This is a genomic window from Bifidobacterium saimiriisciurei (genome assembly GCF_010667655.1).
Classification (GTDB): Bacteria; Actinomycetota; Actinomycetes; order Actinomycetales; family Bifidobacteriaceae; genus Galliscardovia; species Galliscardovia saimiriisciurei.
The window spans coordinates 144,450-170,756 of record NZ_WHZU01000004.1; the positions used below are offsets into that span (position 1 = coordinate 144,450).

Here is a 26,307-nt window from a genome sequence, read left to right on the forward strand (position 1 = left end):
TACTCGCGGCCTCGAACCTTGACGGCCGGCCATGCCGTCCTATCTGCCGAGGGCGCGCACGAAGCGTGCCGCATCGGCCGGCTTCATGTCGGGCAGATAGCTCTGCACCACGGCGAGCGCGATCTGCGGCAGCTTCGCCGAATCCGGATAGGCGACGTACACGCTCTCCTCATGCGGCTGGAACTTCCTCTTGAACCGGAACAGCGAGTGGAATCCGTACACCGGCTCGATGATGTCGGCCACGGCCATGAGCACGTGCTGGAGGAATGCGACGCCGGACGGCTCCCCGTCCATCGTCATCACCGATATGCCGGCCAGGGGCGCCGCGGAAAGGCTCATGAATTCGGCGCCCTCGTCACGCAGCCGTTCGGCCATGCGGGCGATGAGGAACTCCATCACCCCGTTGGGGCTGTCGTCCCGGTGCCTCATGAAGTCGAGCGTCCAGCCGACGACCTCGCCATCGCGCCAGGTGGGCAGCCAGCTGGTCACGGCCTGCACGACGCCGTCCGTATCCACGGCATACAGCAGCCGCACGCGCGGGTCCATGAGCTCGTCCACGCCGCCGAGCGTGAACCTCATCTCCGGAAGCGACTTCTCCTCCGCCCATTGTTCGGAGATGTCGACGATCTGCGTCTGCACGTTCAGCGGCGAATCATCGAACGTGCACATCACGTCGGTGATGCCCACGCGCTTCGCCTTGTTGATGGCGGTGCGCACATCCTGCCACTTCCTACCGCGCGTCTGCCATTCGGCGGGATGCACCACCATCTCCGTGCCGATATCGAGCGAGGAGAACCCCATGGCCGCAAGCTCGTCGCGTTGCCCCTCATGCACGCTGTAGAACACGGGCGTCCATGAATGCTCGGCGCAGAACATGGCGAATTCGCGCAGGTCGCGCGACCATTCGCCGCGTTCGCCGAACGGTCCGGTCACGGTCAGGGCGATGCCGTGGACCACGCGGTAGGCGATCGCCGAGCGTCCGGACGACGAGAACCAGTAGCGGTTGCCTCCCCATGTGCCCATGAACGACATCGACTCGCCGCCTTGCTCCACCAGCTCGGAGGCGTGGCGACGCTCCTCGCGCCCCGCCATGGCGGCGTCGGTGAAGCACCAGAGCGCGGCCATGGTCAGCACGGACCAGAACGCCGGGCCGATGCCCTGATAGACGACCGACGTGATCGTCGAGGCCGGCAGGAAATACGGCTGGATGCTGTTGAGGAAGCCGATGGGCAGGAACCGCTGCGGCAGGTCCGCGAGCAGCATGGCAAAGGTCGGCGCGACGGTGAACTCATGGGGCCGCGTGATGCCGACGGCGAGATAGGCGCCGCACAATACGAGAGACGTGACGCCTGCCAGACCGGCGGATTCGATGAGCCGGCCGCGCCTGGTACGCAGCGGGAAGCATCGACGGAACAGGCACACCAGTATGGCGCATGCCAGCGGAGGCATGGCCGTGGCGAACGCAGCGCGCACCGCGCCATGGGCGATCAGCGCGCGAAGACCGTCGGGGGACTGAGCGATGGGCAGCATGAAGCAATACACCAAAGCCATAACCACCGTGCAGGAGTTGAGCAGCACGCTGAGTGCGGCGGCCGTGCGACGCCCACGGTATAGGCCATAGGCCACGACGAGCATGAGCAGCAGCGGCAGCACCGACACGATGACGCCGCCGGGCATGGAGACCCGCTGCACGCGATACTGCAGGAAGCAGTCCGCATGCCCCGCATCCGTAAGGCATTCATGCAGACGGGAGTAATCAAGGCGGTTCGGGCCCAGCAGCAGGCCGAGCGTGGAAAGCGGGCCGCGATGCATCGGGGACGCCAGTGCGACCAGCGGTCCGAGGGCGCAGACGGCGCTGAGCACGCCCACCATCTTGCGTGCCTCCAACGCGGTGATGCGCGGACGTGCCCCGCCGGCATCCAGGGAGCTCGCGTCCGGGGAATCCTCCTTTCGTGAGGCGTCGTCGCCCGGAATGGCCTCCTGCACGGCGGCGGGCGCCATGAGGTAGCCGAGCAGATGGCCGAACACGGCGGCGAAGGCGATGCAATAGTCTCCCGGCTCCCCGCGATACAGCACGAACGCCGCCACGATGGCATACGTGACCACGCGGATGCGACGACGCCACATCAGGGATGAGAATGTGCTCGCCGCCATAAGCGGTCCCACGGCCAGCGTCAGCGGTCCCAGCACATAGCCGAACCGGACCAGCGAACCCCATGCGGGGGAGTGGCCGTTGACCATGACGCTGACCCCCATGCCGGCGGCGATGCCGCCGATCGAACACAGCAGCGCGATCCATATGGTCTTGGCCGCACCGAACCGCGATTCGGGGACCGAACCCGCGGCCAGCAGCGCCGGCACGTCGATGAGCAGCCGCAGCGGATGGGCGACCAGCACCAGTGCGGACGGCACGACGTAGAGCATGCCCGCGGCGAGACGGCTGTAGCTGACGCGTCCGAACGACGGCGGGAACACGCCACCCGTCAGCGCGCACCATACGGCGAGGACGACGTTCGTCAGCAGGACGAGCGCCGTGAACACGATGGTCAGCGGGTGCGTCCTCGCCCATGCCAGGGCATCCTGCATAATCGGCTTCCAACGTGTCATCAGCGCTTTCCTTCCATATCGTATGCCATATCGTGCGGGTCGGCCGTGACGGCCATGATGTGAATATGCGTCGACGGGACGATCCGTCCTTCGGCTTCATCCGCCAGTCCCATGCGCGCGCCGAGCCTGCCGAGGCCGGCCTCGAACGCCTGCCGCACGGCATGCCAGTCGTGCCCGGTGTCCGCCACCGTGAACGCGGTGACGTCCATGCCGATGGACTTCGCCACGGGGGCGATGGCGCCGATGTTCCTGATGGACTCGGCGTCCATCGCCCCGGACGCCATGATGAGCATCTGGTCGGAGCGTCCCCGGGCGCGCATGATGTCGATGGGCACGTGCCGGCGATATGCCGCCGCATCGCCGTCGAAGAACTCTCGGATCATCGAGCGTTCGCTGCCGTTATGCGGCCCGAGTTCGGAGCCCACGGTAAGCATCGAGCCGTAGAGGTCCGGATGGCTCGGCCCCAGTTGCACGGTGCAGGTGCCGCCTTGCGAGAACCCGCCGATGGCCCATTGACGGGCATCATGCGAGACGGGCAGGCGGCTCTTCGCCCAATCGGTCACGTCGCGGGTCAGGTAGGTTTCCACGTTGCCGTATCTGGCCGAATCCACGCACAGGGTGTTATGCAGGGGATTGCCCAGCTGGTCGGCGGAGATCACGATGGGGGCCAGCCCGTGGTGGGCGGCGGCGTAGGAATCGAGGACGTCCGACAGCCCGCCCGCCAGGAACGTACGGTCGGGGCTGCCGGGCTGCCCGGAGAGCATGAGCATCACCGGTAGCCTCGGCGGACGGTCCGACAATGCGGCCGGCGGCAGGTACACCACCGCCTCGCGGGCGTGGAACCCCGATGACGTGGCCGGGATGTCGACCGAGCCGACCCTGCCATGCCCGGGAACCCTCGGCAGGTCGCCGTCCCGCGCCATGCGCCGCCATTGCCCGACCGTCATCGTCGCCGGGCGCAGGGCGGCGACGTCCAGGCCGGAGAACGCCGAGACGCCGAGCGCGCTGCCCAGCGTCGGATACTCCCCGTACACGACATTGATGTTCGCCGCGCAGGACAATATGCCGACGGGGACCATGACCGCGGCGATCGTTCTGGCAACGCCCGAGGATGCGATCGACGCCGCGACGAGGGCCCCGACGAGGGCCGTCCCCGCAGCGGCGGCCCAGACCACCTTCATGCCCAGCGAGACGCCGAACACCGTGAAGCGGTCCAGCAGCCATGTGACGGCGAACCCGAGGGCGAATCCTCCCGCCGCGCCGGCGCAAGGCGCGGCGACGGCGCGGAGGCGACGGCGGACGGCGACGCGCGTCGTCGCCACGATGACGACGGCCGCGCACGTCGCGACGGCCAGCGTCATCGGAACCCATCCCGAATCGATGCGCAGCCCCAGCGTCCATCTCAACCATTGCGCCCGCATGCAGACCTCCCGATGCACATGCCGGCCGAATCCCGACCGGCGAACAGGGAAACACGATAGTTCGGCGGCGGATGACGCCACATCATCCAAAAGAATGAAATGCCGCCGTGCCGGCATCATGGCGCCGCACGGTCCCGTCCGCGCCGGTCGGCGCGCCGACGGTGCGGGCAAATACGTCGTTTTTCTCGACACGTGGAATAAACAATGAACAAACTTTCAGCGTAAACGCCGAAAAAGTACAGAATACCCAGTAGGATGAGAGTCGTTGGCAACAGCTGGCACAAGTATGTGAGCGTACGCACAGCGCCGTTCCCACGTTTGGGCCACTTCCATTCAGGAGATACATAAATGACAGTAAAGATTGGTATCAACGGCTTTGGCCGCATCGGTCGTCTCGCCTTCCGCCGCATCTTCGAGCTGCAGGCTCGCGGTGGCCAGGCCGGCGATATTGAAGTCGCCGCCATCAACGATCTGACCACGCCTTCGATGCTCGCCTACCTGCTGAAGTACGACAGCACGCATGGCACCTTCCGTCACGACGACGGCACTCCGGTCGAGGTCTCCGCCACCGACACCGCCATCGTGGTGGACGGCAAGGAATACACCGTGTACGCCGAGAAGGATGCTAACAACATTCCGTGGGTCAAGAACGACGGTGTCGAGTACGTGCTCGAGTGCACCGGCTTCTACACCTCCGCCGAGAAGTCCCAGGCCCACATCAACGCCGGCGCCAAGAAGGTCCTGATCTCCGCCCCGGCCAAGGACGACACCACCCCGACCGTCGTGTTCGGCGTGAACCACGAGATCCTCAAGCCGTCCGACGTCATCGTCTCCGCCGGCTCCTGCACCACCAACTCCATGGCCGCCATGGTCAAGCTGCTCCAGGAGAAGTGGGGCATCAAGGCCGGCTTCATGACCACCATCCACGCCTACACCGGCACCCAGATGATCCTCGACGGCCCCCGTGGCTCCAAGCCGCGCAACAACCGCGCCGCCGCCATCAACACCATCGAGCACTCCACCGGCGCCGCCAAGGCCATCGGCAAGGTCGTGCCCGAGGTCAACGGCAAGCTGCAGGGCCACGCCCAGCGCATCCAGGTCCCGGACGGCTCCGTCACCGAGCTGACCTCCGTCCTCGACAAGCCGGCCACCGCCGACGAGATCAACGAGGCCTTCAAGGCCGCCTTCTCCGACACCGAGTACTTCGGCTACAACGGTGACGGCATCGTCTCCTCCGACATCATCGGAGACACCCACGGTGGCGTCTTCGACCCGACCCAGACCGACGTCAACACCGTTGACGGCGTGACCCTGGCCCGCACGGTCACCTTCTACGACAACGAGTACGGCTTCACCTCCAACATGATCCGCACCCTGCTGTACTTCGCCGAGATCTCCGAGTGAGACCAGCGACGCGACAGTAGTCTCGTAGCATAACGAAAGGTCCCGCCCCGGTTCGCCGGGACGGGACCTTTCTCGTCGTTCGGCCCTCGGGAGAGGAACCGGATGATCGTCACGCCAGCGCCTGCTCCCATTGGGGTTCGCGGAACCCGACAAGTACGGACGGGTCCCCGCCATCGGCGGACGGCACGACGAGCAGCGGCCGTTTGACGAGCATGCCGTCGGTCGCGAGCAGGTCGATGGCCTCCCCGTCGGTCATCGACGGCAGCCGGTCCTTGAGCCCCATCTCCCGATACAGCCGTCCGGACGTATTGAAGAACCGCCGTACCGGCAGCCCGCTGGCCCGATGCCATGCGGCAAGCTCTTCGGCATTCGGGTTCTCGCCCTTGATGTCGCGTTCCGTATACGCGACCCCATGCCCGTCCAGCCACTTCCGGGCCTTGGTGCATGTGGAGCAGCGTGCATAGCAGAGGAACAACGCCTCGTTCATGATTGACTTCCTTCCCTGATGATCGATGGCGGGGCATCGGCTTTCATGCCGATGCGCTCAACGCCCGCCCGCGTTGCCGGCCACCGCCCCGGCGTTTGACGGGCCATCCGGTGGCGCCAGCAGTGAGGACACATGGGTGTTGATGGCTCCGAGTGCGTCCGGCCCCTCCTCGGGGCGGTCGGTGCGCCATTGCGGTGTCGGCGCGGCGGCCGGATAGACGATGTCCAGCGTGCCGTCCGTCACCGATACGGTCGCGGCGATGTTGTTCCGGAATTCGTTGCTCACCCCCAGCGCCCGCGTGTTGCGCAGCGTCGCATCGTCGACCTCGTATTTCAGTCCCCGGATGGAGACGTGCCGGGCGACGTCGCTGTGGGCGAACACCGATATCATGCGTCCGGTTTCCGGTTCCGGGCTCCATGCGGGGAACGACAGCGTCGCATCGGTGACCGCCGTCGCCACCGTGCCGTCACCGTGCAGGAATCCGATGCCTCCATGACGGGATATCTGCGCCAGCATCTGCATGTTCGCCAGCGTATGGTCGAGGCGGCCTCCAAGACCGCCGAGGATGTGGAATCGGCGTGCGCCCTTCGACCAGCCAAGCTTCACCGCGGCGAACATGTCGGTGTCGTCCTTCTCGCTGGGCAGGCGCATGACGTTCGGATACCGCGAGTATTCGGCGAAGTCATCGGCCGCGGAATCGAAGTCGCCGATGACGGCGTCGGGGACGACCCCGAACGATTCCGCATGGTCGATGCCGCCGTCCGCGGCGATCACGTACGCGCCCTGGGGAATCTCCGGACCCCGGCCGTAGTATTCGCCGGCGCCGAAGATGAAGCAGACGTCGATGCTCATGATGATGCCTCCCTGTCGTTTTCGTCGTCGGCCGCTAGCGGATGTTTTCGGACTGGTTGGGGAACATGGTGGTCAGCGCGAACGCGATGAACCGGTCGAGCGGCATGCGGTTGCCGGAGTTCAGCCATGCGCCGATCACGGCGATGAGGCCGGAGAGATAGAACTGCTTGAGCAGTTCGCGCTCGTCGCGCGTCATCTCCACCGACTGCGTGATGCCGAGGTAGCGGTCCACCAGCGGCCACAGCAGCTCCTTGAGCCTGGTCACGAACGTCGGGTCGCCGTGGTCGCTGAGCAGCACCGACATATACGCCGAATGCGTCTTCGCCATGGTCAGTATCGTGCCCATGTTCGAGCTGATGTCGATGCGTCCCTCCTGCGCCAGCATGTCCTCGATGAGATCCTCCACGATGTTGAGCAGGCTTTCCTCGATCTGGGAGAACATGTCGTGCACGTCGCGGTAATACAGGTAGAACGTGCCCCGGTTGTATCCGGCGATCTCGGTGATCTCGCGCACCGTGATCTTGTCCATCGGCCGGGTCCGGTACAGTTTCCAGAACGCCTTGCACAGGTTGGCCTTGGTCCGTTCCGTCACCTGGGGCTGTTTCTTCATCGTCTGCTCCAATCCTCATGCATGGCGGCGCCGGTGCGACGGGCGCGGGCCATGCCGCATCGCTCAACATCGGCCGGCGCCGATGTCTATTGATGGCCGTGCGATCCGGCGATACTGTGATTGTATAACACAACACGATGTGCAGTGATTCATGTCCGCACGACGACGGCGGAAGGGGTACGGGCGATGGCGCATACCAGATTCGATGGCGCGGCGAGGAGCGGCGGCGGGCGGCCGGGCCCCGCCGGGTCCGCGTTCGCCAAGGACGTCCGGCGCACGATGACGCATCATATCGGCAGATTCCTCTCCATCCTCGTCATCACCGCATTGGGCGTCACCGTGGCGACGGGCCTGCAGGCCGCGTGCACCGACCTCAAGCGCACGGCCGACGCGTTCTTCGACGGCCAGCATCTCCACGACATCGCCATCGTCTCCACGCTCGGGCTGACCGACGACGACGTTCGGGCACTGGGCGACGTCGACGGCGTGAAGGCGGTCGAGGGACGCCATGGCGAGACCGCCATCGTCGACCTCGACGGCAGTCGGACGAAGGTGACGGTGAATGCGCTACCCGCCGCCACGGATTCCAAGGTCATGGACGAGCCGTATGTCGTCGACGGTCGGCTGCCGGCCGACGGCGACGAAGTCGCCGTGACCCAGGGGTTTCTGACGGCAAGCGGTCTGCGAATCGGCGGCAAGGTGACATTCTCCGCGGACGATACGGCATCGTCGACGGGGAAGGCCTCTGAATCGTCGGACGCCGCCACGGAGATCTTCAAACAACACGAATACACCATCGTCGGCACGGTGATCGACGCCACCGATGTGGGCGGGGGAGAGGGATCGTCCACGGCGTTCCGCAAAAGCTCCACCGTACCCGACCACACGTTCTTCGTCGCCGGTGGCGCCGTGAACGACGACGCCAGGGACGTCTATACCTCCGTGATCCTCACCGTCGGCGGCGCGGCGGACGGACAATCGTTCTCCGACTCGTACAAGACGAACGTCGACGCGGTCAGAACCCGTATCGACGACATCAGTGAAAAGAGGGAGAGGGCGCGCACCGATGCCGTCAAGGCCGCGGCCAATGCGACGATAGACAAGGAGAAGGCCAAGGCCGACAAGGATCTCGACGACGCCGAGACGCGGCTCGACGACGCCGGTCGGCAGCTGGAGCAACAGCGCGCATACCTTGTCATGCTGGGCATGGACACCACGCAGATCGACGCGGCGCAACGCCGGTTGGATGAACAGCGGAACACGTTGAACGAGCAGAGGTCCAAGGCCGAGACCGAATTCGCCGATGCAAGGGCCGAGGTGGAGAAGACCGACGAGGCGCAATGGTATGTGCGCGACCGCACGGCGCTGAGCGGCTATTCCAGCATCGACAGCGACTCCAAATCCATCGAGGCCATCGGCACCGTGTTCCCCGTGCTGTTCCTGCTCGTCGCCGTGCTCATCAGCCTCACGGCCATAACCCGCATGGTCGAGGAGGAGCGCGGCCTCATCGGCGTATACAAGGCGCTGGGCTACCGCAAACGCGAGATCCTCGCCAAGTACGTCGTCTACGCGCTGCTCGCCTGCGTGCTCGGCGGCATACTCGGCGACGCGGTCGGATTCATCGTCATGCCGAAGATCCTGTTCTCCATATTCGCCACCATGTACCAGCTGCCCGCATATCACCTGTACTTTGACACGGCGTACGGGCTCGCCTTCGCCGCGCTGTTCGTCGTGGCGGTGGTCGGCAGCGCCATATGGGCGTGCCGCAGCGAACTGCGGCTCAACCCGGCCGCACTGCTGCGTCCCAAGGCGCCGCGCGCGGGCAGGCGAATACTGTTGGAACGCTTCGGTCTCCTATGGCGTCGCATGTCGTTCCTCAACAAGGTGACGGCCCGCAACCTCTTCCGCTATAAAAGCCGTGCGGTCATGACCATCGCCGGCATCATGGGATGCACCATGCTCATGATGTGCGGGTTCGCCATCAAGGATTCCGTGGTGCAGCTGCGCCCCAACCAATACGGCGGCGTCGTGGCCTACGATCTCATGGCGGTGACCGGCGACGACGACAACGCCGAGGCGCTGCGGCGGCTGAGGGCCTCCGACGAGGTGAAGGACGTGCTCGGCGTGCGTGTCGACTCGGGCACCGTCTCGTCCGTGGGCGGCGGGCGCGAGGAGAACGTGCAGCTCATCGTCATACCGACCGGGTCGGAGCGCCGGTTCGACGACTACCAGCATCTGCGTTCCGCGCAAAGCGACTGGAGCGCCGCCCTAGGCGGCGGGGAGCGTCTGACGCCGACGGACTCCGGCGCCATCATGACCAAGAACGCCATGCAGATGCTCGATCTGCGGCCGGGCGACTCCGTGCATTTCAAGGATTCGACGTTCAATGGCGTCGACGTCGTCATCCACGACACCGCAGAGAACTACATGGGCAACACCATCATCATGACGCAGAAGCTCTATGAACGGCTGTTCGGCAAAGCGTACCGGGCCAACGGCATGCTCATGCATCTCAACGGCGACGACACGGCGCAGATCGACTTCGCCGACACGCTCAAACGCGACGACTCGTACCTGTCGGTGACGAGCGTGGCGGAACTGCGACACGAGTTCGAAAAGAACTTCACGCTCATCAACACCGTCGTCTACGTACTGCTCGTCCTGGCCGGCGTGCTCGCCTTCGTGGTGCTGTTCACGTTGTCGACCACCAACATCTCGGAGCGCGAACGCGAGCTCGCCACCATCAAGGTGCTTGGATTCCGACGGGGCGAGGTGAGGCACTACGTGAACAAGGAGATGCTGCTGCTCACCCTGATGGGCGTGGCGCTGGGCCTGCCGCTCGGACGTCTGGTGAGCGAGGGCTTCACCATGGTGCTGCGCATGCCCGGCATCTACTTCGCCGTGCACGTGCATTGGGCCAGCTACGTGATATCCGCGGCACTGGCGCTGGGCTTCGCCGTGGTCGTCACGTTCGTCACCGACCGGATGCTCGACCGCATCGACATGGTCGGCGCGCTGAAAAGCCCCGAATGACATCCGTCCCCGGTGCGGCGCAATCGCGTGATGTTTCTCACAGGCGTGCATCGTGCGTGTCACCGCGCCGGCGAGTACCCTTGAATCGGATACCGAACGACTGCTGAAAGGATCGCATTATGGCAACGCTCACCGCTGAGATGAAGACCTTCATCGAGAACAACCTGGGCTGGATCGCCACCCAGAACGAGGACGGCACGCTCGACCTCGGCCCGAAGATGTCGCTGTTCGTTCTCGACGACAACCACATCGCCTACCACGAGCGCACCGCCGGCCAGGCCTACAAGAACGTGCAGGCCAACGGCAAGCTCGTCATCGCCTTCGCCAACCTCGCCGAGAAGAAGGGCTACCGCTTCCGCGGCAACGTCGTGCTGCACACCGACGACGCCATCTACGAGGAGCAGGTGAAGGTCGCCGAGGAGAAGGGCACCAAGAAGCCCGCCGCCATCCCGGTGCTCGAGATCACCGAGATCGAGGACCTTGCCTCCGGCCCGAACGCCGGCAAGACCATCGTCAAGGACTGATCGGCGGACGATTGCTCGTATCGCGACGGAACGGAACCGTGGACATGCTCCCGGTTCCGTTCCGTTTTTTCATGGACGCATCGGACGTCCGGTCGCCCAGTCGTGCAGACGCCGGGCGTCGGCGGGGCGAATCGCGGCGAACCGCAGACGCGAGTAGCCGTTCATCACGAACAGCGGCATGACCATGGACTCCGCCGTGGCCTTTCCCCGGGCCTTTCCGCGCCATGCGTAGCGACGTCGGCGCACATACTGGATGCGGGACCTGCATGTGACCATGGTGACGAAGGTGAGCCCCCGCGAACCGGTGACGACGATCCGGTTGCTGGGCAGCAGCGCATACCCCTCCGTACGCCACCGCAGCCAGCGCCGCGCGAAGGCATACGCCCCGGCAAGAGCCGTCGGAAGCAGCAGCCACAGCAGCCATATCACACGGAACCATGGCTCGAAGACCGGATTGCCGTCCGGGAATGCGGCCTCGCGCAACGGCGCACCTTCGACCGAGGCGTAGAAGGAGGTCATGGTCATCACCGCCGCCGCCAGGGCAAGCATGGCCGCGAGCGTCCACGCCACGGACAGGGCCAACAGATACCGTCCCAGGCCCTGCGCCGTGCGTCGGATGGGGACCTCGTGCGGATTCCATTCGGGCAACATGTCGTGAAGCGTGCCGTAGAGCCTGTCGTCCCTGATGACGGGCAGCACGTTGCCGCGGGTGTTGTCGTCGTCTCCGTCTCCCTCGGTGCCAGGCGTGGTGAGTCCGACCTGCACGGAACTCAGCCGCAGCATGCGACGCAGCACCGACTGACGGATGATGATGGTCTGCACGCGACGCACCGGAATGGTGACGGAACGGCGGGTGAACAGACCCCGAACGATGATGAGGTCGTCGCCGTGCCGCCACACCTCGAACCGATGGTATTGCAGCAGCGACTTGACGACGCTGACGACGAGCATCGACGCCAACACGGCCGCCGCGACCATGAAGGCGGTCAGGACGCTGCCGGCCGCGTACCGGAAGACGGCGTACTCGGCCGCGTCGACCATGCCTTCGGGCAGCAGGTCGCGCAGATTCTGGGCGAATCCGTAGATCACGGCCAAGGCCGCGAGGAACCCCAGATCGGTGAGGGCGAACAGCAGGGTGTCGCGTGTGGATGCGCGGAATACGAGCCGTCCTCGCGTGTCCGTTGTACCCGTGGCTGGTGCAGAGTCCGGCTGTCGGTCCGTCGCGCTCGCCGTCCGTGGGCCGTGCGTGGCGGAGTCGTGTAGGGCCTGGCCACAGGCTTGCCGGCGCAGTCGTTCCAGCGTTGCGGACAGCGTCGCCGGGACGGCGGTCAGCGTTGTCGTGGAGCCGTCCGAGACACCGCCCGAATCCACGGTCAGCGTCACCAACGAGAACGGGCGGAAGAAGAACGGGGCGGAGACGTCGATCGCATGGATGTGGTCGTAGGGGATGGTCTTGCGCGTGTCGGTGAACAGGCCGGTCCGGAGGGTCAGCGCATCGCGTTCCAGCCGGTACCGTCGGGACGCCCATTCGGCGACGAGCCATACGACGCCCGCCAGGATGATTCCCGCCGCAATCATGCAGGCGGTACGGAACGTCATGTGCAATCGGGGCAGTATCACCAGCATGGAGAAGACGAATCCGATGATCGCCTTGCCCCAGTTGTAGGCGTCGATGACCAGCGACAGAGGATGCGTTCGGTGCCATGCGCCGGAGGCCTGCGGCATGGGGGATGTCGTCTGTTCGTCGGTCATACGTCGTCCTTCGAGGCGAGCACGCGTGCGCTGATCTGTTCGACGATCGCCGTCGCGTCCGCGTTCGCCAGCGCGGGGATCTCATGCTCGCCCACGGCGGTGTGAATCTCCACGGCTGTCAGACCGAACCGTCGCAGCAGCGACCCCTGTTTGGTCTCCACATGCTGCACGCGGTTGTAGGGGATGGTGGTGGTGTCGCGCAGCAGCCAGCCCCGATGCAGCATCACATCGTGTTCGCCGATGGAATACCGGCTGAACGCGTAGGAGTATGTCGTACGCAACGGTTGGGTGACGAGGTCCAGCAGCAGCAACGCCGCGGCCGCCCCCAACACGAGGCAGTGCCAGACCGACCACCAGCCGATGATGCGGCAGGCCGCCGCCACGGCCGCACAGCAGGCCAGTCCGGCGCCGTCGCGTGACAGGGCCCGCAGCAGCCACACCCGTTTCACCGCCGCCGGCAGACTGTGCCATCGGCGTGCGCCGCCTGCCATGGCGTCCATCGATATATCCGGGATGCCGTTCCCCGCCATCGTCATCGCCCTCCCATCGTTATGCACAGCGTACCAGCCGGAGCCACGGCCGCGCATCGTCGGCCGTTGGTAAGCTGATGGCGATACGACCAACGGAGGAGACGCCCATGGCGCAGCAGATCAAAGCCGTGTTCTTCGACATCGACGGCACCCTGACCAGTTTCACCACTCACGAGGTGCCGCAGTCCACCAAGGACGCCATCGAGGCGTTGAAGGCGAAGGATGTCAAGGTGTTCATAGCCACGGGGCGCTCGCCCACGCAGATGGGCATCGTCACCGCAAGGCTCGGCATCGACTTCGACGGCTACATGACCATGACCGGCCAGTACTGCTTCGATGACGACGGATTCCTCAAGACTCACGACATCGACAAGACCGACCTGCGCATCTTCCTCGACTATCTGGCCGCCCATCCCGAGGTCGGCGCGAACTTCGCCGAATCGGACTATGTGTACTTCAACCAGATCACGCCGAAGATCCGCGAACAGTACGCCGGTCTCGGCGCCACCGCGCCGTCGCTGGTCATCGACGACCCCGCCCGCACGCTCGAGCACCCCACCTTCCAGTTCTCCGCGTTCGTGGACGAGGCGGAGGAGGAGCGCATCGTCGCCATGCTGCCCGGATGCCGGTCGGTGCGCTGGCATCCCTCGTTCTGCGACTTCATCCCCGCCGACGGCGGCAAGCCCGCCGGCATCAAGGCGTTCATGGAGCTGTATGGATTCGGCCGCGAGGAGACCATGGCGTTCGGCGACGGCGGCAACGACGCCGACATGCTCGCCTACGCCGGCATCGGCGTGGCCATGGGCTCCGGCGGCGACAAGGCGAAGGCCGCCGCCGACTACGTCACCGCCTCCGTGGACGACGACGGCATCCTCAAGGCCCTCAGGCACTTCGGCGTGCTCTAGCCGCGAACGGATGCCGTCGCGTGGGGAAGGGCAACGCGAATCAGTGCTTGCAGGCCTCGATGTTGTTGCCCTCGGGATCATGCACGAACGCCGCATAGTACGTCGGTCCGTAGTTCGGCCGCGGCCCCGGCTCGCCGTTGTCGGTGCCGCCGGCCGCAAGACCGGCCTTGTGGAACGCGGCGATCGCATCCTCGTCTCCGGTGAACGCCACATGCATGGGCGTCACCTCGCCATCGGCCTGGCTCACCCATACGCTCGAACCGTCGGCGGCGGCGAACTGCACGGCGCCGGGGAACTCCACGCCCTTCGCATAGCCGAGCGGCGCCAATGCGGCCTCGTAGAACGCCGCCTCCCTCTCGAAATCCTTCGCCTTGATGGTCAGATGATCGATCATGATGGTTCTCCTTCGTCGTCGATGGAACACTCACGTCTCATTGTAGGGGCGAAACACGGCCCGTCCGACGCTGCGGCGGCATAATGGGGAAGTCGGAAAACAGCTGCAGGACGGGCGGGGGAACCATGAGGAAAACGGAAGCGAAGGAACGGCCGATACTGAACTCCAAGGTATTCCTCTACGTCACCGAGTTCTTCTCCGGCATGGCCGTCATGGCGGCCGAGCTCGGCGCATCGCGCCTGCTCGCCCCCTACTTCTCCAGCTCGCAGATCGTATGGACCATCATCATCGGCACCATCATGATCGCCCTCGCGCTGGGCGCCGTGTTCGGAGGCCGGTGGGCCGATCGCAACCCCGACCCCGACCGCCTGTACCTGCGCATCCTCGCCGCCGCCGTATGGATATCGCTCATCCCGCTGGCCGGCAAATACATCATCCTGCTGGTCTCCGGACTGCTCATTGTCACCGTCTCCACGAACTTCCTGGTCATCGCCGCGTTCGTCAGCTGCATGCTCATCTTCGTGCCGCCGCTGTTCCTGCTCGGCACCGTCACCCCCGGACTCAGCAAGTTCGCCACCGACTCGCTCGACGACAACGCATCCGTCGTCGGCCGGCTCTCCGCATGCAACACCGTCGGCTCCATCCTCGGCACGTTCCTTCCCACATTCGTCACCATCCCCGCCGCCGGCACGTTCGTGACCTTCCTCATCTTCTCCGGCATGCTGCTGGTCCTGCCGCTGGCCTACTTCATCAGCGCCCGCGCCAGACTCGTCGCCTCGGCCGTCTCCGTCGTCGTGTTCGTCGGCAGCGCCGTCGTCTCGCCGCTCACCGGATTCGCGTTCTGGGAGAACAGGACCACCCTCGCCTACGAGGGGGAATCCATCTACAACTACCTGCAGGTCAAGAACCTCGCCGACCGGACCATACTCTCCACCAACGTATTGTTCGGCGTGCAGTCCGTCACCATGAAATCCGACGGGCTCACCGGCATGTACTATGACACCGCGCTCGCGGCCCCCGCGCTCGCCGACCGCGCGGACTCGGCGCTGATTCTCGGCATGGGCACCGGCACCTACGCCCGCCAGCTCAAACGGTATTACCCGAAGATGCGCATCCAGGGCGTGGAGATCGACGGCGCGATCACCCGATTGGCGGGGGAGTACTTCGACGAGCCCGCAGACATCCCCGTAAGCACCTACGACGGCCGTGCATGGCTCGCCGCCAGCCGGGACAAATACGACGTCATCATGGTCGACGCGTACCAGGACATCACCATCCCCTTCCAGATGAGCTCCGACGAGTTCTTCTCGATGGTGCGCAGGCACCTCAACCCCGGCGGCGTGATGGTCGTCAACATGAACATGATCTCCGACGGCAAGGGCTCGATCAACGAGGCGTTGCAGACGACGATAGCCAACGTGTTCAACGGCGCCTGCCGCGTGGGCACCACCTACACCGCCGACGTGCCCGGCACGACGAACCGCGAGCTGTTCGCCAAGTCCCCCACCGAAAGGGAGATGAGGAAATTCTCCGATCCGAGGACGCCATGCGACGACTCGTGGCGCAGGACCGGCGGCATCGACACGGTCGGCGAGCCTGTTGCCAGCACGATGCTGCGCGACACGGACGCCGAATCATTGGTCTTCACGACCCTGCGGCGCACCGGCGACCAGGACCTCGCCGCCTACATGGGCTCGGTCGCAGGCCGGATGAAGGCCGTACGCGATCCCTCGCCCGGTTCCGGCGACCAGTCGCTCATCCTCACCGACGACCATGCGCCCGTCGAACTGCTCGGCATGAAGGCCATCGACCAGCTCATCGCCGAACAGGCCGGACCGTATCGCACGATTCTCAAGGAGCAGGGCATCCAGGGGCTGCTCAAGGCCGTGCGGTAGGCCGATGCGGCCGATGCCATGTGGACGCGCCACGCCGGTTGCACGCCGGAAAAACTGTGGTATTATCTTCAAGGCTTGAGTAATCAAGAAAGTGGAGAAATCCCACCTGGAAGCCTTTCATGGCCTCGGGTCCAAGGCATACAGCCTTACGAGAGGCATCTCGTATGAGGGAGCGAAGACTCCCATGGAATTCGTTTGGCGGCCGTTCATGGCCTTCGACATTCCCAAGGACATGCTTTTTGCATGCGCGCTGTAGTTTCGGACGCAGATAGGATTTCGCCGGGCAATAGGGAATGGAGTCATCATTAGCGCCGAACCACGTATCAACGAAGAGATTCGCGTACCGCAAGTACGCCTGATCGGCCCGAAGGGCGAGCAGGTGGGCGTCATCGCAACCTCGGTCGCGCTGAATCTGGCGCGTGAGGCCAGCCTCGATCTCGTCGAGGTGGCGCCGAACGCCAAGCCGCCGGTGGCCAAGCTTATTGACTACGGCAAGTACAAGTACAACGAGAAGATCAAGGCGCGCGAGGCCCGTCGTAACCAGAGCACCGCCGAGATCAAGGAGATTCGTTTCCGCCTGAAGATCGACGACCATGACTTCGACGTCAAGAAGGGTCATGTGGAGCGCTTCCTCTCCGGCGGCGACAAGGTGAAGGTCACCATCATGCTGCGTGGCCGCGAGCAGTCCCGCCCCATCGGCGGCGTCGAACTGCTGCGTCGCCTTGCCGACGAGGTCTCCGAGCTGGGCACCATCGAATCCCAGCCCCGTCAGGACGGCCGCAACATCATCATGGTGCTGGCCCCGAAGGGCAAGAAGGTGCACACCCAGTCCGAGCAGCGTCGTCGTGGCGCCTCCGCACGCGCCGAGCGCCAGGCCCGTCAGGCCGCGCGCCTGGCCGCCAAGAAGGAGGCACAGGCCGAGGCCGCAGCCGAAGCCAGCGCCGAGCTGAAGAACTCTTCCCCGAAGAACACCACTCATAAGGAGGGCAGCAATGCCGAAGATGAAAAGTAACTCCGCTGCATCCAAGCGCGTCCGCGTCACCGGCACGGGCAAGCTGATGCACGCTGGCAGCTCCATGCGCCACAACCTCGAGCACAAGTCCGCTCGCGTGCGCCGCGCCCTGAAGGCCGACAAGGCCCTCGCCAAGGCCCAGACCGCGAACCTGAAGAACATGCTCAACCACTGATCCGTGGTCTGAACGCATACAAGACGTATTAGAAAGCTGAGGAATACCATATGGCACGTGTAAAGCGCGCAGTCAACGCCCACAAGAAGCGTCGCGTCGTTCTCGAAAGGGCTTCGGGCTACCGCGGCCAGCGTTCCCGCCTGTACCGCAAGGCCAAGGAACAGCTGCTGCACTCCTTCAACTACAACTTCCGCGACCGCAAGGCTCGCAAGGGTGACTTCCGCAAGCTGTGGATCCAGCGCATCAACGCCGCCGTCCGCGCCGAAGGCATCACCTACAACCGCTTCATCCAGGGCCTGCGCCTCGCCGACATCGATCTGGATCGTCGCGCCCTCGCCGAGATCGCCGTCTCCGATCCCGACACGTTCAAGACCATCGTGGAGGCCGCCAAGGCCGCCCTCCCCGAGGACGTGAACGCTCCGGCCAACGCCTGATAGCGATTCCTTCGTGAAACCGCGGACCGCGCCATTCGCAGCGCGGCCCGCGGTTTTTTTTTATTCACGGACCGGGCGGATGCGGCAGGGGAGTCGGGTACGATTGCCTGATGTGAACGATATGGATGAGCTCGTCGAACGGTTCCTGGCCTACATCGACGTGGAACGGGGATTGGCGAAATCCACCATCGCCGCCTACCGGTCCGACCTCAGGCGATACACGGCCTGGCTGGCGAAGAACGGCGTAAGCGCGCCCGACGCCATCGCCCGGGGCCATGTCGAGGGATTCGTCGCCTCCCTTGCCGATGAAAGCGCGCGAAGCCGTGCGCGCCGTCTCGCCGCCGTGCACGAGCTGCACCGGTTCATCGTGGCCGAAGGCAAGGCGCCGGCCGACGTCTCCGAAGGCGTGAAAGCGCCGAAAAGCCTCGACACCCTGCCCGACGTGCTCACCATCGACGAGGTGAAGGCGCTTCTCGACGCCGCCTCACCACAGGGGGACGACGACGCCGTGGGGCTTCGCGACAAGGCGCTGCTCGAATTCATGTACGCCACCGGATGCCGCGTCTCCGAGGCCGTCGGCGCCGACCTCGCCGACCTCGACCTCGAGGCGCACGTCGCCAGGCTCATGGGCAAGGGGTCCAAACAGCGGCTCGTCCCCATAGGCTCCTACGCGTGCGCCGCCCTGCACGACTATCTTGCCGGCGCCCGCACCGCGCTGATGGAACGGGCGAAACGGGCGCCCGAACTGCGGGCGGTGTTCCTCAACAAGCGGGGGAGGCGCCTGTCGAGACAATCCGTATGGGAGATCGTCAAGCTCGCCGGCCGCCGTGCCGGCATCACCCGGCCGTTGCATCCGCACACCCTGCGGCATTCCTACGCCACGCACCTGATCCAGGGCGGCGCCGACGTGCGCAGCGTGCAGGAGCTGCTCGGCCACGCCTCGGTGACCACCACGCAGATCTACACGCATGTGAGCCCCCAGACGCTCATCGAGACGTACATCACCTCGCATCCACGGGCGCGATGAAGGCGCGACGAAGACCGCCGGGCGACCGAACCACATGTTGTCGAGTAATACTTGATTGATGCACGGCTGTTGTTAGCATGGTGGCTATGCCTACTGATCTGTTGGGGCGCGACTACGAGACCTTTCCCGCGCCAGAAGCTTTGGACCATCACGGACCCGCGACCATCATCGCCATGTGCAACCAAAAGGGCGGCGTAGGCAAGACCACCTCCTCCATCAACATCGCCGGCGCGCTGACGAACTTCGGACGCAAGGTGCTCATCGTGGACTTCGACCCCCAGGGCGCATCCTCCGTCGGGCTCGGCATCAACGCGAACTCCGTGGACAACACCATCTACACGGCGATGTTCAACATGTCGATGGATCCGCATGCCGTCATCCACCACACGCGGTTCCCCGACCTCGACATCATCCCCGCCAACATCGACCTGTCCGCCGCGGAGGTGCAGCTCGTCACCGAGGTCGGCCGCGAGCAGGTGCTCGCCGGCGTGCTGCGTCCGCTGCGCGACGAATACGACGTCATCATCATCGACTGCCAGCCCTCCCTGGGACTGCTCACCGTGAACGCGCTGACCGCCGCCGACGGCGTCATCATCCCCGTCGCCGCCGAGTTCTTCGCATTGCGCGGCGTGGCGCTGCTCATGCAGTCCATCGAAAAGGTCAAGAGCCGCATCAACCCCGGACTCGAGGTCTACGGCGTGCTGGTGACCATGTACACGCGCACCCTGCACTCCGAAGAGGTGCTCGACCGCATCTACGAGGCCTTCCAGGACAAGGTGTTCCACACCGTCATCACCCGTTCCATCAAACTGCCCGACGCCACCATCGCCGCCGCGCCCATCACCATGTACGCGCCGCAGCACAAGACCGCCAAGGAATACCGCGAGGTGGCCCGCGAACTCGTCGCCCGTGGTGTCGTCGCCTGAGCGGCTGCCCTCGCCGGCCCCCGCGGCCGCCGGCGAGGCGGTGCCGGGCGGGTTCACCGTCGACCTCGAGGCGTATCAGGGTCCGTTCGACGTGCTCCTCGGCCTGCTGGCCAACAAGCGTCTCGAACTGACCGAGGTCTCGCTCTCCGCCATCACCGAGGAGTTCCTGCACCACCTCGACGTCCTGGACTTCGAACGCAACATGGACGAGGCCAGCGCGTTCATCGATGTGGCCTCGGTGCTCATCGAGGCGAAAAGCGCGGCGTTGCTGCCATCGGACGACGAAGACGAGCCTGACGGCCACGGCATGGATGCGCTGCGCGAGCGCGACCTGCTGTTCGCCAGACTGCTGCAGTATCGCGCGTTCAAGCAGGCCGGCGAGGACTTCCGCCGGCGTCTCGCCGACAACGCCGGCGGCATGCCCCACCCGGGCGGCGCCGTCGACGTCGTAGCCGAGCCCCCGGAACTCGTCTGGACCGTCACGCCCGAGCGGCTCGCCGGATTGGCGGCGCACGCCCTGGCCAACGCGCCCGCAAGCGAGGTGTCGCTGCGTCAGCTGCATGTGCCGTTGGTCGATCTGCGCCAGCAGGCGGCGATCGTGCGCACCCGTCTGCGTTCGCTGCCCGCCGGCGAATCGCTCACCTTCGCCGAGCTCACCGCCGACGCCGAGACGCGCCTGCAGGTCGCGGCGAGGTTCCTTGCGCTGCTGGCGTTCTTCAAACACGGCGTCGTGCAGTTCCGACAGGACGAACCGTATGCCGCCCTGCATCTGCGCTGGGCCGACCATGACGGGTCGCGGCACGACGCCGCGATCGACGACATCGCAATGATCGACGAGGGGGATTTCGCCTGATGGGCAATACCGCAGAACACCGCACCGAACGATTCGACCCCGCCGACTTCCCCGGTGGGCTGGACGCATGCCTGGAGGCGATGCTCATGGTGGCCGACCATCCGTGCGGCGCCGACGAACTGGCGCGGGCGCTTACCGTGGACGTGGCATCCATCGAGCACGCCTTGCGGTCCCTGCAGGACCGCTATGACGACGATTCGACCCCGCATGGCTTCGAACTGCGCCACACCGTACGGGGCTGGCAGTTCGCCAGCCGCAGGGAGTTCGACCCGGTGGTGACAGCCTACCTCGGCGGCGGCCAGCAGGCGAGGCTGTCGCAGGCCGCGTTGGAGGCGCTGGCCATCATCGCCTACCAGCAGCCGATCACGCGCGCCCAGGTGGCTGCGATCCGCGGCGTGAACTCCGACGGCGTCATCCGCTCCCTCGCCATGAGGGGGCTCATCGCCGAACGGGGCGTGGACGACGAGACCCATGCGGCGCTGCTGGCCACCAGCGACCTGTTCCTCGAACACATGGGCCTGCATGGTCTTGACGAACTGCCCTCGCTGGCGCCGTTCCTGCCCGGCTCCGCCGACGAGGCGGCGCAGTAGCCGAATCGGCGGCGTTGCGGCAGGCGCCCTGTCGGGTCTTCTGTCAAGGAATACGGCTATCATTGGTGCGGTTTGTGTATTTCAGGGATAAAGACAGAACCAGTTTTTCCGAAATAATCCATTCGAGACGCAAATAGACAGTCAACTAAGAGAGGTTTTCGATGGCGGTACGCGGTGATATCCGTAATGTGGCGATTGTGGCTCACGTCGACCACGGCAAGACCACGCTGGTGAACGCGATGCTCCAGCAGTCCCACGTGTTCAACGAGCGCGAGGAAGTCCCGGATCGCGTGATGGACTCCAACGATCTGGAACGCGAGAAGGGCATCACCATTCTCGCCAAGAACACGGCCGTCGAGTACACCGGCCCGCTGGCCGCCAAGTACGGCCACCCCGAAGGCATCACCCTCAACATCATCGACACCCCCGGCCACGCCGACTTCGGCGGCGAGGTGGAACGCGGCATCTCCATGGTCGACGGCGTCGTCCTGCTCGTGGACGCCTCTGAAGGCCCGCTGCCGCAGACCCGCTTCGTGCTGCGCAAGGCCCTCGAGGCCAAGCTGCCGGTCATCCTGTGCGTGAACAAGGTGGACCGTCCCGACGCCCGTATCGAAGAGGTCGTCGGCGAGACCTCCGACCTGCTGCTCGGCCTGGCCGACGACGTGCAGCACGAAGGCATCGACCTCGATCTCGACCAGTTGCTCGAAATGCCGGTGATCTACTGCGCCGCCAAGGCCGGTTACGCCTCCACCGACCAGCCCGCCGACGGCGGCCTGCCCGACAACGACAACCTCGAGCCGCTGTTCGAGGCCATCATCTCCAACATCCCGGCCCCCGAATACGAGGAGGGCGCCCCGCTGCAGGCGCATGTGGCCAACATCGACTCCTCCGACTTCCTCGGCCGACTCGGTCTGGTCCGCATCTACAACGGCACCCTGAAGAAGGGCGCCACCTACGGCCTGTCCCGTGTGGACGGCTCCATCGAGAACTTCCGCGTCTCCGAGCTGCTGCGCACCCAGGGCCTCGACCGCCAGCCGGTCGAGGAGGCGGGTCCCGGCGACATCGTGGCCGTCGCCGGCGTCAACGACATCATGATCGGCGAGACCATCGTCGACCCCAACGACCCGAAGCCGCTGCCGCTCATCCACGTGGACGACCCGGCCATCTCCATGACCTTCGGCGTCAACGACTCGCCGCTGGCCGGCACCGAGGGCAAGGACCACAAGCTCACCGCCCGCATGATCAAGGACCGCCTCGACCGCGAGCTCATCGGCAACGTGTCCATCAAGGTGCTGCCCACCGAGCGTCCCGACGCCTGGGAGGTCCAGGGCCGCGGCGAGCTGGCGCTGGCCGTGCTCGCTGAGCAGATGCGCCGCGAAGGCTACGAGCTGACCGTCGGCCGTCCTCAGGTGGTCACCAAGACCATCGACGGCAAGGTCAACGAGCCGATGGAGAACACCACCATCGACGTGCCCGAGGAGTACATGGGCGCCGTCACCCAGCTCATGGCCGACCGCAAGGGCCGCATGGACAACATGACCAACCACGGCTCCGGCTGGGTGCGTCTGCAGTTCACCGTGCCGTCCCGCGGCCTCATCGGCTTCCGCACCGCGCTGCTGAGCGCCACCCGCGGCACCGGCATCGCCTCCTCCATCTCCGCCGGATACGCCCCGTGGGCCGGCGAGATTACCATCCGCCAGAACGGCTCCATGGTCTCCGACCGTCAGGGCGTCGCCACCCCGTACGCCATGCAGCGTCTGCAGGCCCGCGGCAACTTCTTCGTCGAGCCGCAGTCCCCGGTCTACGAGGGCCAGGTCGTCGGCATCAACAACAAGCCCGACGAGCTCGACGTGAACATCACGCTGGCCAAGCACATGACCAACATGCGCTCCGCCACCGCCGACGTGCTCGAGACCCTCACCCCGCCGATCAAGATGAGCCTCGAGGAGTCCCTGGACTTCGCCAACGAGGACGAGTGCGTCGAGGTCACGCCCGAATCCATCCGCGTGCGCAAGATCATCCTCAGCCGCGACGAATGGTACAAGTGGCGCGCCAAGCAGCGTCGTCAGAACAACAACAAGTAGTTGTTCTGACGACCGTCGACGGCCTTGGCGGCCGTCTCCCCTCACCTACGGGGAGCCCTGTGGGGCTCCCCGCTTGACGGTTCAGCAGAACAACAACAAGTAGTTGTTCTGACGATCGTCGAGCGACCGTAGCGGTCGCCCGGCGGTCGCAACATCGCGCCATACTGGAGCGTATGGCTCAGCGAACGATGAAACGAACTCCACGGCAGCAATCCGACGACATCATGCGGCGGATGCCGTGGAGTTTTCGTTTGCCCCTGTGGGGACGTCTGCTCGTCGACGTGCTCGCCGGCTTCGCCGTCGGTCTCGTGGGCTCGGCCGCGCACCGCATGGGCGTGCCGTGGAACGTCCCCTACGGTCTCGTGCTCTCGCTGCTGCTGGTCGGCGTCTCCGCATGGTCGGCGCGCGCCCGCTCCGACGGCCTCGGCGTGGGATTCCACCTCATCGCCTCCGGCGCGGCCGTCATGCTCATCGCATCGCATGCGTCGAACTCCAGGGCGCTCATCATCTTCGGATACACGTCCGACGCCTATTCCCCGATCATGCAGAAGGCCGGCATCGTCTGGCTGCTGGGCATGGTGCTCGTCCAGGTGCTCGTATTGGTCATGCCCCGGCAATGGTGCCACGTCCCGCCGAGGGAACGCTACGAGCACGAGTCCACGCACTGAAACGGCCGCATCGCATCGGCGTCGCCTCGCCTATGGTGGGTACACGCCCATCTGCGCCGTTCATCGATTCGGGAAAGGACCGGCATGGCCACAACGCTGCATTATCTCGGCCCGAAAGGGTCGTTCACCCATCAGGCCGCATTGGAGGCGTCACGGCTCATCGACGACGCGGGGGAGTGCGTGGCCGAACCGAACGTCACCGCCATCTTCGACGCCGTAGGCAGGCGCGAGGGCTGGGGCGTCATCGCATGGGAGAACAACGTCGAAGGCTACGTCGTACCGAATCTCGATGCCCTCATCGACGCCGACGACGTCGTGGGCTTCGCCAGGATCGGCATCGACATCTCGTTCGACGCGCTGGTCAAACCGAATCATACGAAACTCACCACCATATGCGCCCATCCGCATGGACTGGCGCAATGCACCGGCTTCATCGCCGACCGTGATCTCGCGGTCCGACCGACGGCGTCGAACGCAGCGGCCTGCCGGGACATCACAGATGACCAGGTCGCCCTCGCGCCATCCGTATGCGCCGACATCTACGGCCTCGACGTGCTGGCCCGCTCCGTGCAGGACTTCAGCGGCGGCCGCACCGAATTCCTTGTCCTCGCCCCGCGTGACGACGCGCGACGGCAGCTCGGGGCCATACGGGCCCAGGGCGCCGTGCAGGCGAACGGGGAACGGGACTTCGAATCCATCGTGGCGTTCATCCTGCTGAACACCGGGCCCGGCGTGCTTGCCAACCTGCTCGACGTGCTCCGATACGCCGGACTCAACATGACCAGCTTCATCTCCCGACCCATCAAAGGCAACGACGGCACCTACAGCTTCATCGCCACGTTCGACGCCGCCCCATGGCAGCCGCAGTTCAAGGCGGCGCTCTCCCAGGTGCTCGCCCACGGGGACTGGGTGAAGACGCTCGCCGTCTATCCCCGAAGGGAACGACCCAGCCCGCCCGTCAGCGCCTGGATGCTCCCACAGGGCGGCGTCCATCTCGACGATACGACGACAAGCTGGAACGACGACCCCGAAACCGATAGGGAACTGCTGTGGAAATGAACATCATGAACAACGAGGGACTGCCCAACGCGGACACCATCGCCATCGCCGGACTCGGCCTCATCGGCGGATCGCTGGCGCGCCGCCTCGTCGCCAACGGCCGCCGCGTCGTGGCGTGGAACCACCGTCCTCATCCGTACGAGCAGGCGCGTGCCGCCGGCATCGAATGCGTGGGAAGCATCGAGGATCTCGCCCTGGCGAAACCCGACGTGCTCGTATTATGCACCCCGCTGAAGGCCATGCCGCAGGCATTGGCAAGGCTCGCCCCGGTGCTCGACCCCCATGCGACGCTCACCGACGTCGGCAGCGTCAAGGGACAGGTGCGCGACGAGGTCAGGGCCGCCGGCCTCGAAGACCGCTACGTCGGCGCCCACCCCATGGCCGGCAGCGAATTCTCCGGCTACGGCGCCTCCAGCCCCGAGCTCTACGACGACGCGCTCTGGGCCGTCACCGTGGACGACGACACCGACTACGACCGGTTCCTGCTCGTCGCCGACATGATCTGCACCGGCGTCGGCAATCGCATCATCGTGCTTGACGACGACACCCACGACTGTGCGGCCGCCATGATCTCGCACATGCCGCACGTGGTCGCCACCGCGCTCGCCAACGAGCTGACCGATATGCCCGAACGCAACATCGCCCAGGCGCTCGCCGCCGGCTGCTGGCGCGACATGACGCGTGTGGCGCTCACCGATCCGGACCGCACCCGCGCCATGGTGGAGGAGGACGCGACGAACGTGGCCGAACTGCTGCGCCATATGAGCGGCCGTCTCGCCGACATGGCCGACCTGCTGGAGAGCGAATCCTCCGACGCACGGGGCGAGGCGGCCGAATCCGCCCGCGACTCCATACGCGCGTTCTTCGCCGTCGCGCAGCCCTACCGGGAATTCAAGGCCTGGCAGCGTTCCGGGGACATCGACTACGACGAGGTGTCGCTGTCGATCGACGGAGGGGAATGGCAGTCCGATCTGCTGGAATCGGCGAAGCGGGGCGAACACATCATCCGGCTCGCCGGCCGGGAATCCTTCGTGGCGCAGGTGCGCACGGCGCTATAGGGATGCG

General features: G+C 65.5%; 24 protein-coding genes. 16 read left to right on the top strand and 8 right to left on the bottom strand.

What is annotated here, in order from left to right; translation table 11 throughout:
• Positions 1 to 39: 39 nt before the first annotated feature.
• Positions 40 to 2,607 (bottom strand): bifunctional lysylphosphatidylglycerol flippase/synthetase MprF, encoded by a 2,568-nt coding sequence (locus tag GFD18_RS03680; protein ID WP_225432874.1) that lies wholly within the window; start codon positions 2,605 to 2,607, stop codon positions 40 to 42.
• Positions 2,607 to 3,968, bottom strand: coding sequence for an alpha/beta hydrolase (locus tag GFD18_RS03685; RefSeq protein ID WP_163199275.1), 1,362 nt, complete (start codon positions 3,966 to 3,968; stop codon positions 2,607 to 2,609). The genes GFD18_RS03680 and GFD18_RS03685 overlap by 1 nt, the downstream gene beginning before the upstream one ends.
• Before the next feature lie 408 nt (positions 3,969 to 4,376).
• On the opposite strand from GFD18_RS03685, the gene gap reads away from it, so the two are divergent.
• Positions 4,377 to 5,432 (top strand): type I glyceraldehyde-3-phosphate dehydrogenase, encoded by a 1,056-nt coding sequence (gene gap, locus GFD18_RS03690; RefSeq protein ID WP_163199277.1) that lies wholly within the window; start codon positions 4,377 to 4,379, stop codon positions 5,430 to 5,432.
• 109 nt (positions 5,433 to 5,541) lie between these two features.
• On the opposite strand, the gene GFD18_RS03695 is transcribed toward gap, so the two are convergent.
• From GFD18_RS03695 to GFD18_RS03705, 3 genes are read right to left on the bottom strand one after another with little or no spacing between them, the layout of a single operon-like run.
• Entirely contained in the window at positions 5,542 to 5,919 is a 378-nt protein-coding gene (locus tag GFD18_RS03695) for an arsenate reductase family protein (RefSeq protein ID WP_163199279.1), read from the bottom strand.
• A 57-nt stretch (positions 5,920 to 5,976) separates the two neighbouring features.
• Positions 5,977 to 6,771 (bottom strand): thiamine diphosphokinase, encoded by a 795-nt coding sequence (locus GFD18_RS03700; protein ID WP_163199281.1) that lies wholly within the window; start codon positions 6,769 to 6,771, stop codon positions 5,977 to 5,979.
• Between the two features lie 34 nt (positions 6,772 to 6,805).
• Entirely contained in the window at positions 6,806 to 7,381 is a 576-nt protein-coding gene (locus GFD18_RS03705; RefSeq protein ID WP_100511417.1) for a TetR/AcrR family transcriptional regulator, read from the bottom strand.
• Between the two features lie 186 nt (positions 7,382 to 7,567).
• Between GFD18_RS03705 and GFD18_RS03710 the strand changes: the two genes are divergently transcribed.
• Both GFD18_RS03710 and GFD18_RS03715 read left to right on the top strand, forming a co-directional pair.
• Positions 7,568 to 10,414, top strand: coding sequence for an FtsX-like permease family protein (locus GFD18_RS03710; protein ID WP_163199283.1), 2,847 nt, complete (start codon positions 7,568 to 7,570; stop codon positions 10,412 to 10,414).
• Positions 10,415 to 10,533: 119 nt separating this feature from the next.
• The gene (locus tag GFD18_RS03715; protein ID WP_163199285.1) at positions 10,534 to 10,938 is read left to right on the top strand and encodes a pyridoxamine 5'-phosphate oxidase family protein; all 405 of its coding nucleotides are present in this window, start codon (positions 10,534 to 10,536) and stop codon (positions 10,936 to 10,938) included.
• A gap of 69 nt (positions 10,939 to 11,007) precedes the next feature.
• On the opposite strand, the gene GFD18_RS03720 is transcribed toward GFD18_RS03715, so the two are convergent.
• Both GFD18_RS03720 and GFD18_RS03725 read right to left on the bottom strand, forming a co-directional pair.
• Positions 11,008 to 12,690 (bottom strand): PH domain-containing protein, encoded by a 1,683-nt coding sequence (locus tag GFD18_RS03720; RefSeq protein WP_163199287.1) that lies wholly within the window; start codon positions 12,688 to 12,690, stop codon positions 11,008 to 11,010.
• A complete protein-coding gene (locus tag GFD18_RS03725; RefSeq protein WP_163199289.1) occupies positions 12,687 to 13,181 on the bottom strand; it encodes a PH domain-containing protein in 495 nt (164 codons plus the stop codon). The genes GFD18_RS03720 and GFD18_RS03725 overlap by 4 nt, the downstream gene beginning before the upstream one ends.
• 146 nt (positions 13,182 to 13,327) lie before the next feature.
• Between GFD18_RS03725 and GFD18_RS03730 the strand changes: the two genes are divergently transcribed.
• Positions 13,328 to 14,125 (top strand): Cof-type HAD-IIB family hydrolase, encoded by a 798-nt coding sequence (locus GFD18_RS03730; RefSeq protein WP_163199291.1) that lies wholly within the window; start codon positions 13,328 to 13,330, stop codon positions 14,123 to 14,125.
• Positions 14,126 to 14,165: 40 nt separating this feature from the next.
• Here GFD18_RS03730 and GFD18_RS03735 read toward each other — a convergent pair whose 3' ends face one another.
• A complete protein-coding gene (locus tag GFD18_RS03735) occupies positions 14,166 to 14,519 on the bottom strand; it encodes a VOC family protein (protein ID WP_163199293.1) in 354 nt (117 codons plus the stop codon).
• A 125-nt stretch (positions 14,520 to 14,644) separates the two neighbouring features.
• Here GFD18_RS03735 and GFD18_RS03740 point away from each other — a divergent pair, with 125 nt between their 5' ends.
• From GFD18_RS03740 to GFD18_RS03795, 12 genes are all read left to right on the top strand, one after another.
• Positions 14,645 to 16,414: a spermidine synthase gene (locus GFD18_RS03740; protein WP_225432875.1), complete on the top strand. Its 1,770-nt coding sequence runs from the start codon at positions 14,645 to 14,647 to the stop codon at positions 16,412 to 16,414.
• A 286-nt stretch (positions 16,415 to 16,700) separates the two neighbouring features.
• Positions 16,701 to 17,426 carry a translation initiation factor IF-3 gene (gene infC / locus GFD18_RS03745; RefSeq protein ID WP_163199505.1) on the top strand — a complete coding sequence of 242 codons (726 nt, stop codon included), beginning with the start codon at positions 16,701 to 16,703 and terminating at the stop codon, positions 17,424 to 17,426.
• Positions 17,407 to 17,601 carry a 50S ribosomal protein L35 gene (rpmI, locus tag GFD18_RS03750; protein WP_100511409.1) on the top strand — a complete coding sequence of 65 codons (195 nt, stop codon included), beginning with the start codon at positions 17,407 to 17,409 and terminating at the stop codon, positions 17,599 to 17,601. Before infC ends, rpmI begins: the two co-directional genes overlap by 20 nt.
• 50 nt (positions 17,602 to 17,651) lie before the next feature.
• Positions 17,652 to 18,035 (top strand): 50S ribosomal protein L20, encoded by a 384-nt coding sequence (rplT, locus tag GFD18_RS03755; protein WP_100511408.1) that lies wholly within the window; start codon positions 17,652 to 17,654, stop codon positions 18,033 to 18,035.
• A 79-nt stretch (positions 18,036 to 18,114) separates the two neighbouring features.
• Positions 18,115 to 19,062, top strand: coding sequence for a site-specific tyrosine recombinase XerD (gene xerD, locus GFD18_RS03760; protein ID WP_404801601.1), 948 nt, complete (start codon positions 18,115 to 18,117; stop codon positions 19,060 to 19,062).
• An 86-nt stretch (positions 19,063 to 19,148) separates the two neighbouring features.
• Positions 19,149 to 19,988, top strand: a complete 840-nt coding sequence (locus tag GFD18_RS03765; protein WP_100511406.1) for a ParA family protein — start codon at positions 19,149 to 19,151, stop codon at positions 19,986 to 19,988.
• Entirely contained in the window at positions 19,972 to 20,841 is an 870-nt protein-coding gene (locus tag GFD18_RS03770) for a segregation and condensation protein A (protein ID WP_404801602.1), read from the top strand. The genes GFD18_RS03765 and GFD18_RS03770 overlap by 17 nt, the downstream gene beginning before the upstream one ends.
• Positions 20,841 to 21,431, top strand: a complete 591-nt coding sequence (gene scpB, locus GFD18_RS03775; RefSeq protein ID WP_163199295.1) for an SMC-Scp complex subunit ScpB — start codon at positions 20,841 to 20,843, stop codon at positions 21,429 to 21,431. The genes GFD18_RS03770 and scpB overlap by 1 nt, the downstream gene beginning before the upstream one ends.
• A gap of 161 nt (positions 21,432 to 21,592) precedes the next feature.
• On the top strand, positions 21,593 to 23,515 hold the full coding sequence (typA, locus tag GFD18_RS03780; protein ID WP_100511404.1) for a translational GTPase TypA: 1,923 nt from the start codon (positions 21,593 to 21,595) through the stop codon (positions 23,513 to 23,515).
• A gap of 173 nt (positions 23,516 to 23,688) precedes the next feature.
• Positions 23,689 to 24,183, top strand: coding sequence for an alcohol dehydrogenase (locus GFD18_RS03785; RefSeq protein ID WP_163199297.1), 495 nt, complete (start codon positions 23,689 to 23,691; stop codon positions 24,181 to 24,183).
• An 84-nt stretch (positions 24,184 to 24,267) separates the two neighbouring features.
• Positions 24,268 to 25,242, top strand: coding sequence for a prephenate dehydratase (locus GFD18_RS03790; protein WP_163199299.1), 975 nt, complete (start codon positions 24,268 to 24,270; stop codon positions 25,240 to 25,242).
• Positions 25,239 to 26,300, top strand: coding sequence for a prephenate dehydrogenase (locus tag GFD18_RS03795; RefSeq protein WP_225432883.1), 1,062 nt, complete (start codon positions 25,239 to 25,241; stop codon positions 26,298 to 26,300). The genes GFD18_RS03790 and GFD18_RS03795 overlap by 4 nt, the downstream gene beginning before the upstream one ends.
• The last annotated feature ends 7 nt before the right edge of the window (positions 26,301 to 26,307 follow it).

Coding starts and splice junctions, on each gene's coding strand:
- GFD18_RS03765 (WP_100511406.1), top strand. CDS start 19,149: ATGCCTACTGATCTGTTGGGGCGCGACTACGAGACCTTTCCCGCGCCA.
- scpB (WP_163199295.1), top strand. CDS start 20,841: ATGGGCAATACCGCAGAACACCGCACCGAACGATTCGACCCCGCCGAC.
- GFD18_RS03720 (WP_163199287.1), bottom strand. CDS start 12,690: ATGACCGACGAACAGACGACATCCCCCATGCCGCAGGCCTCCGGCGCA.
- GFD18_RS03715 (WP_163199285.1), top strand. CDS start 10,534: ATGGCAACGCTCACCGCTGAGATGAAGACCTTCATCGAGAACAACCTG.
- typA (WP_100511404.1), top strand. CDS start 21,593: ATGGCGGTACGCGGTGATATCCGTAATGTGGCGATTGTGGCTCACGTC.
- rpmI (WP_100511409.1), top strand. CDS start 17,407: ATGCCGAAGATGAAAAGTAACTCCGCTGCATCCAAGCGCGTCCGCGTC.
- GFD18_RS03730 (WP_163199291.1), top strand. CDS start 13,328: ATGGCGCAGCAGATCAAAGCCGTGTTCTTCGACATCGACGGCACCCTG.
- GFD18_RS03700 (WP_163199281.1), bottom strand. CDS start 6,771: ATGAGCATCGACGTCTGCTTCATCTTCGGCGCCGGCGAATACTACGGC.
- xerD (WP_404801601.1), top strand. CDS start 18,115: ATGCGGCAGGGGAGTCGGGTACGATTGCCTGATGTGAACGATATGGAT.
- GFD18_RS03795 (WP_225432883.1), top strand. CDS start 25,239: ATGAACATCATGAACAACGAGGGACTGCCCAACGCGGACACCATCGCC.
- GFD18_RS03785 (WP_163199297.1), top strand. CDS start 23,689: ATGGCTCAGCGAACGATGAAACGAACTCCACGGCAGCAATCCGACGAC.
- GFD18_RS03685 (WP_163199275.1), bottom strand. CDS start 3,968: ATGACGCTGGCCGTCGCGACGTGCGCGGCCGTCGTCATCGTGGCGACG.
- rplT (WP_100511408.1), top strand. CDS start 17,652: ATGGCACGTGTAAAGCGCGCAGTCAACGCCCACAAGAAGCGTCGCGTC.
- GFD18_RS03705 (WP_100511417.1), bottom strand. CDS start 7,381: ATGAAGAAACAGCCCCAGGTGACGGAACGGACCAAGGCCAACCTGTGC.
- GFD18_RS03740 (WP_225432875.1), top strand. CDS start 14,645: ATGAGGAAAACGGAAGCGAAGGAACGGCCGATACTGAACTCCAAGGTA.
- GFD18_RS03680 (WP_225432874.1), bottom strand. CDS start 2,607: ATGACACGTTGGAAGCCGATTATGCAGGATGCCCTGGCATGGGCGAGG.
- GFD18_RS03710 (WP_163199283.1), top strand. CDS start 7,568: ATGGCGCATACCAGATTCGATGGCGCGGCGAGGAGCGGCGGCGGGCGG.
- GFD18_RS03735 (WP_163199293.1), bottom strand. CDS start 14,519: ATGATCGATCATCTGACCATCAAGGCGAAGGATTTCGAGAGGGAGGCG.
- GFD18_RS03695 (WP_163199279.1), bottom strand. CDS start 5,919: ATGAACGAGGCGTTGTTCCTCTGCTATGCACGCTGCTCCACATGCACC.
- gap (WP_163199277.1), top strand. CDS start 4,377: ATGACAGTAAAGATTGGTATCAACGGCTTTGGCCGCATCGGTCGTCTC.
- GFD18_RS03725 (WP_163199289.1), bottom strand. CDS start 13,181: ATGGCAGGCGGCGCACGCCGATGGCACAGTCTGCCGGCGGCGGTGAAA.
- GFD18_RS03790 (WP_163199299.1), top strand. CDS start 24,268: ATGGCCACAACGCTGCATTATCTCGGCCCGAAAGGGTCGTTCACCCAT.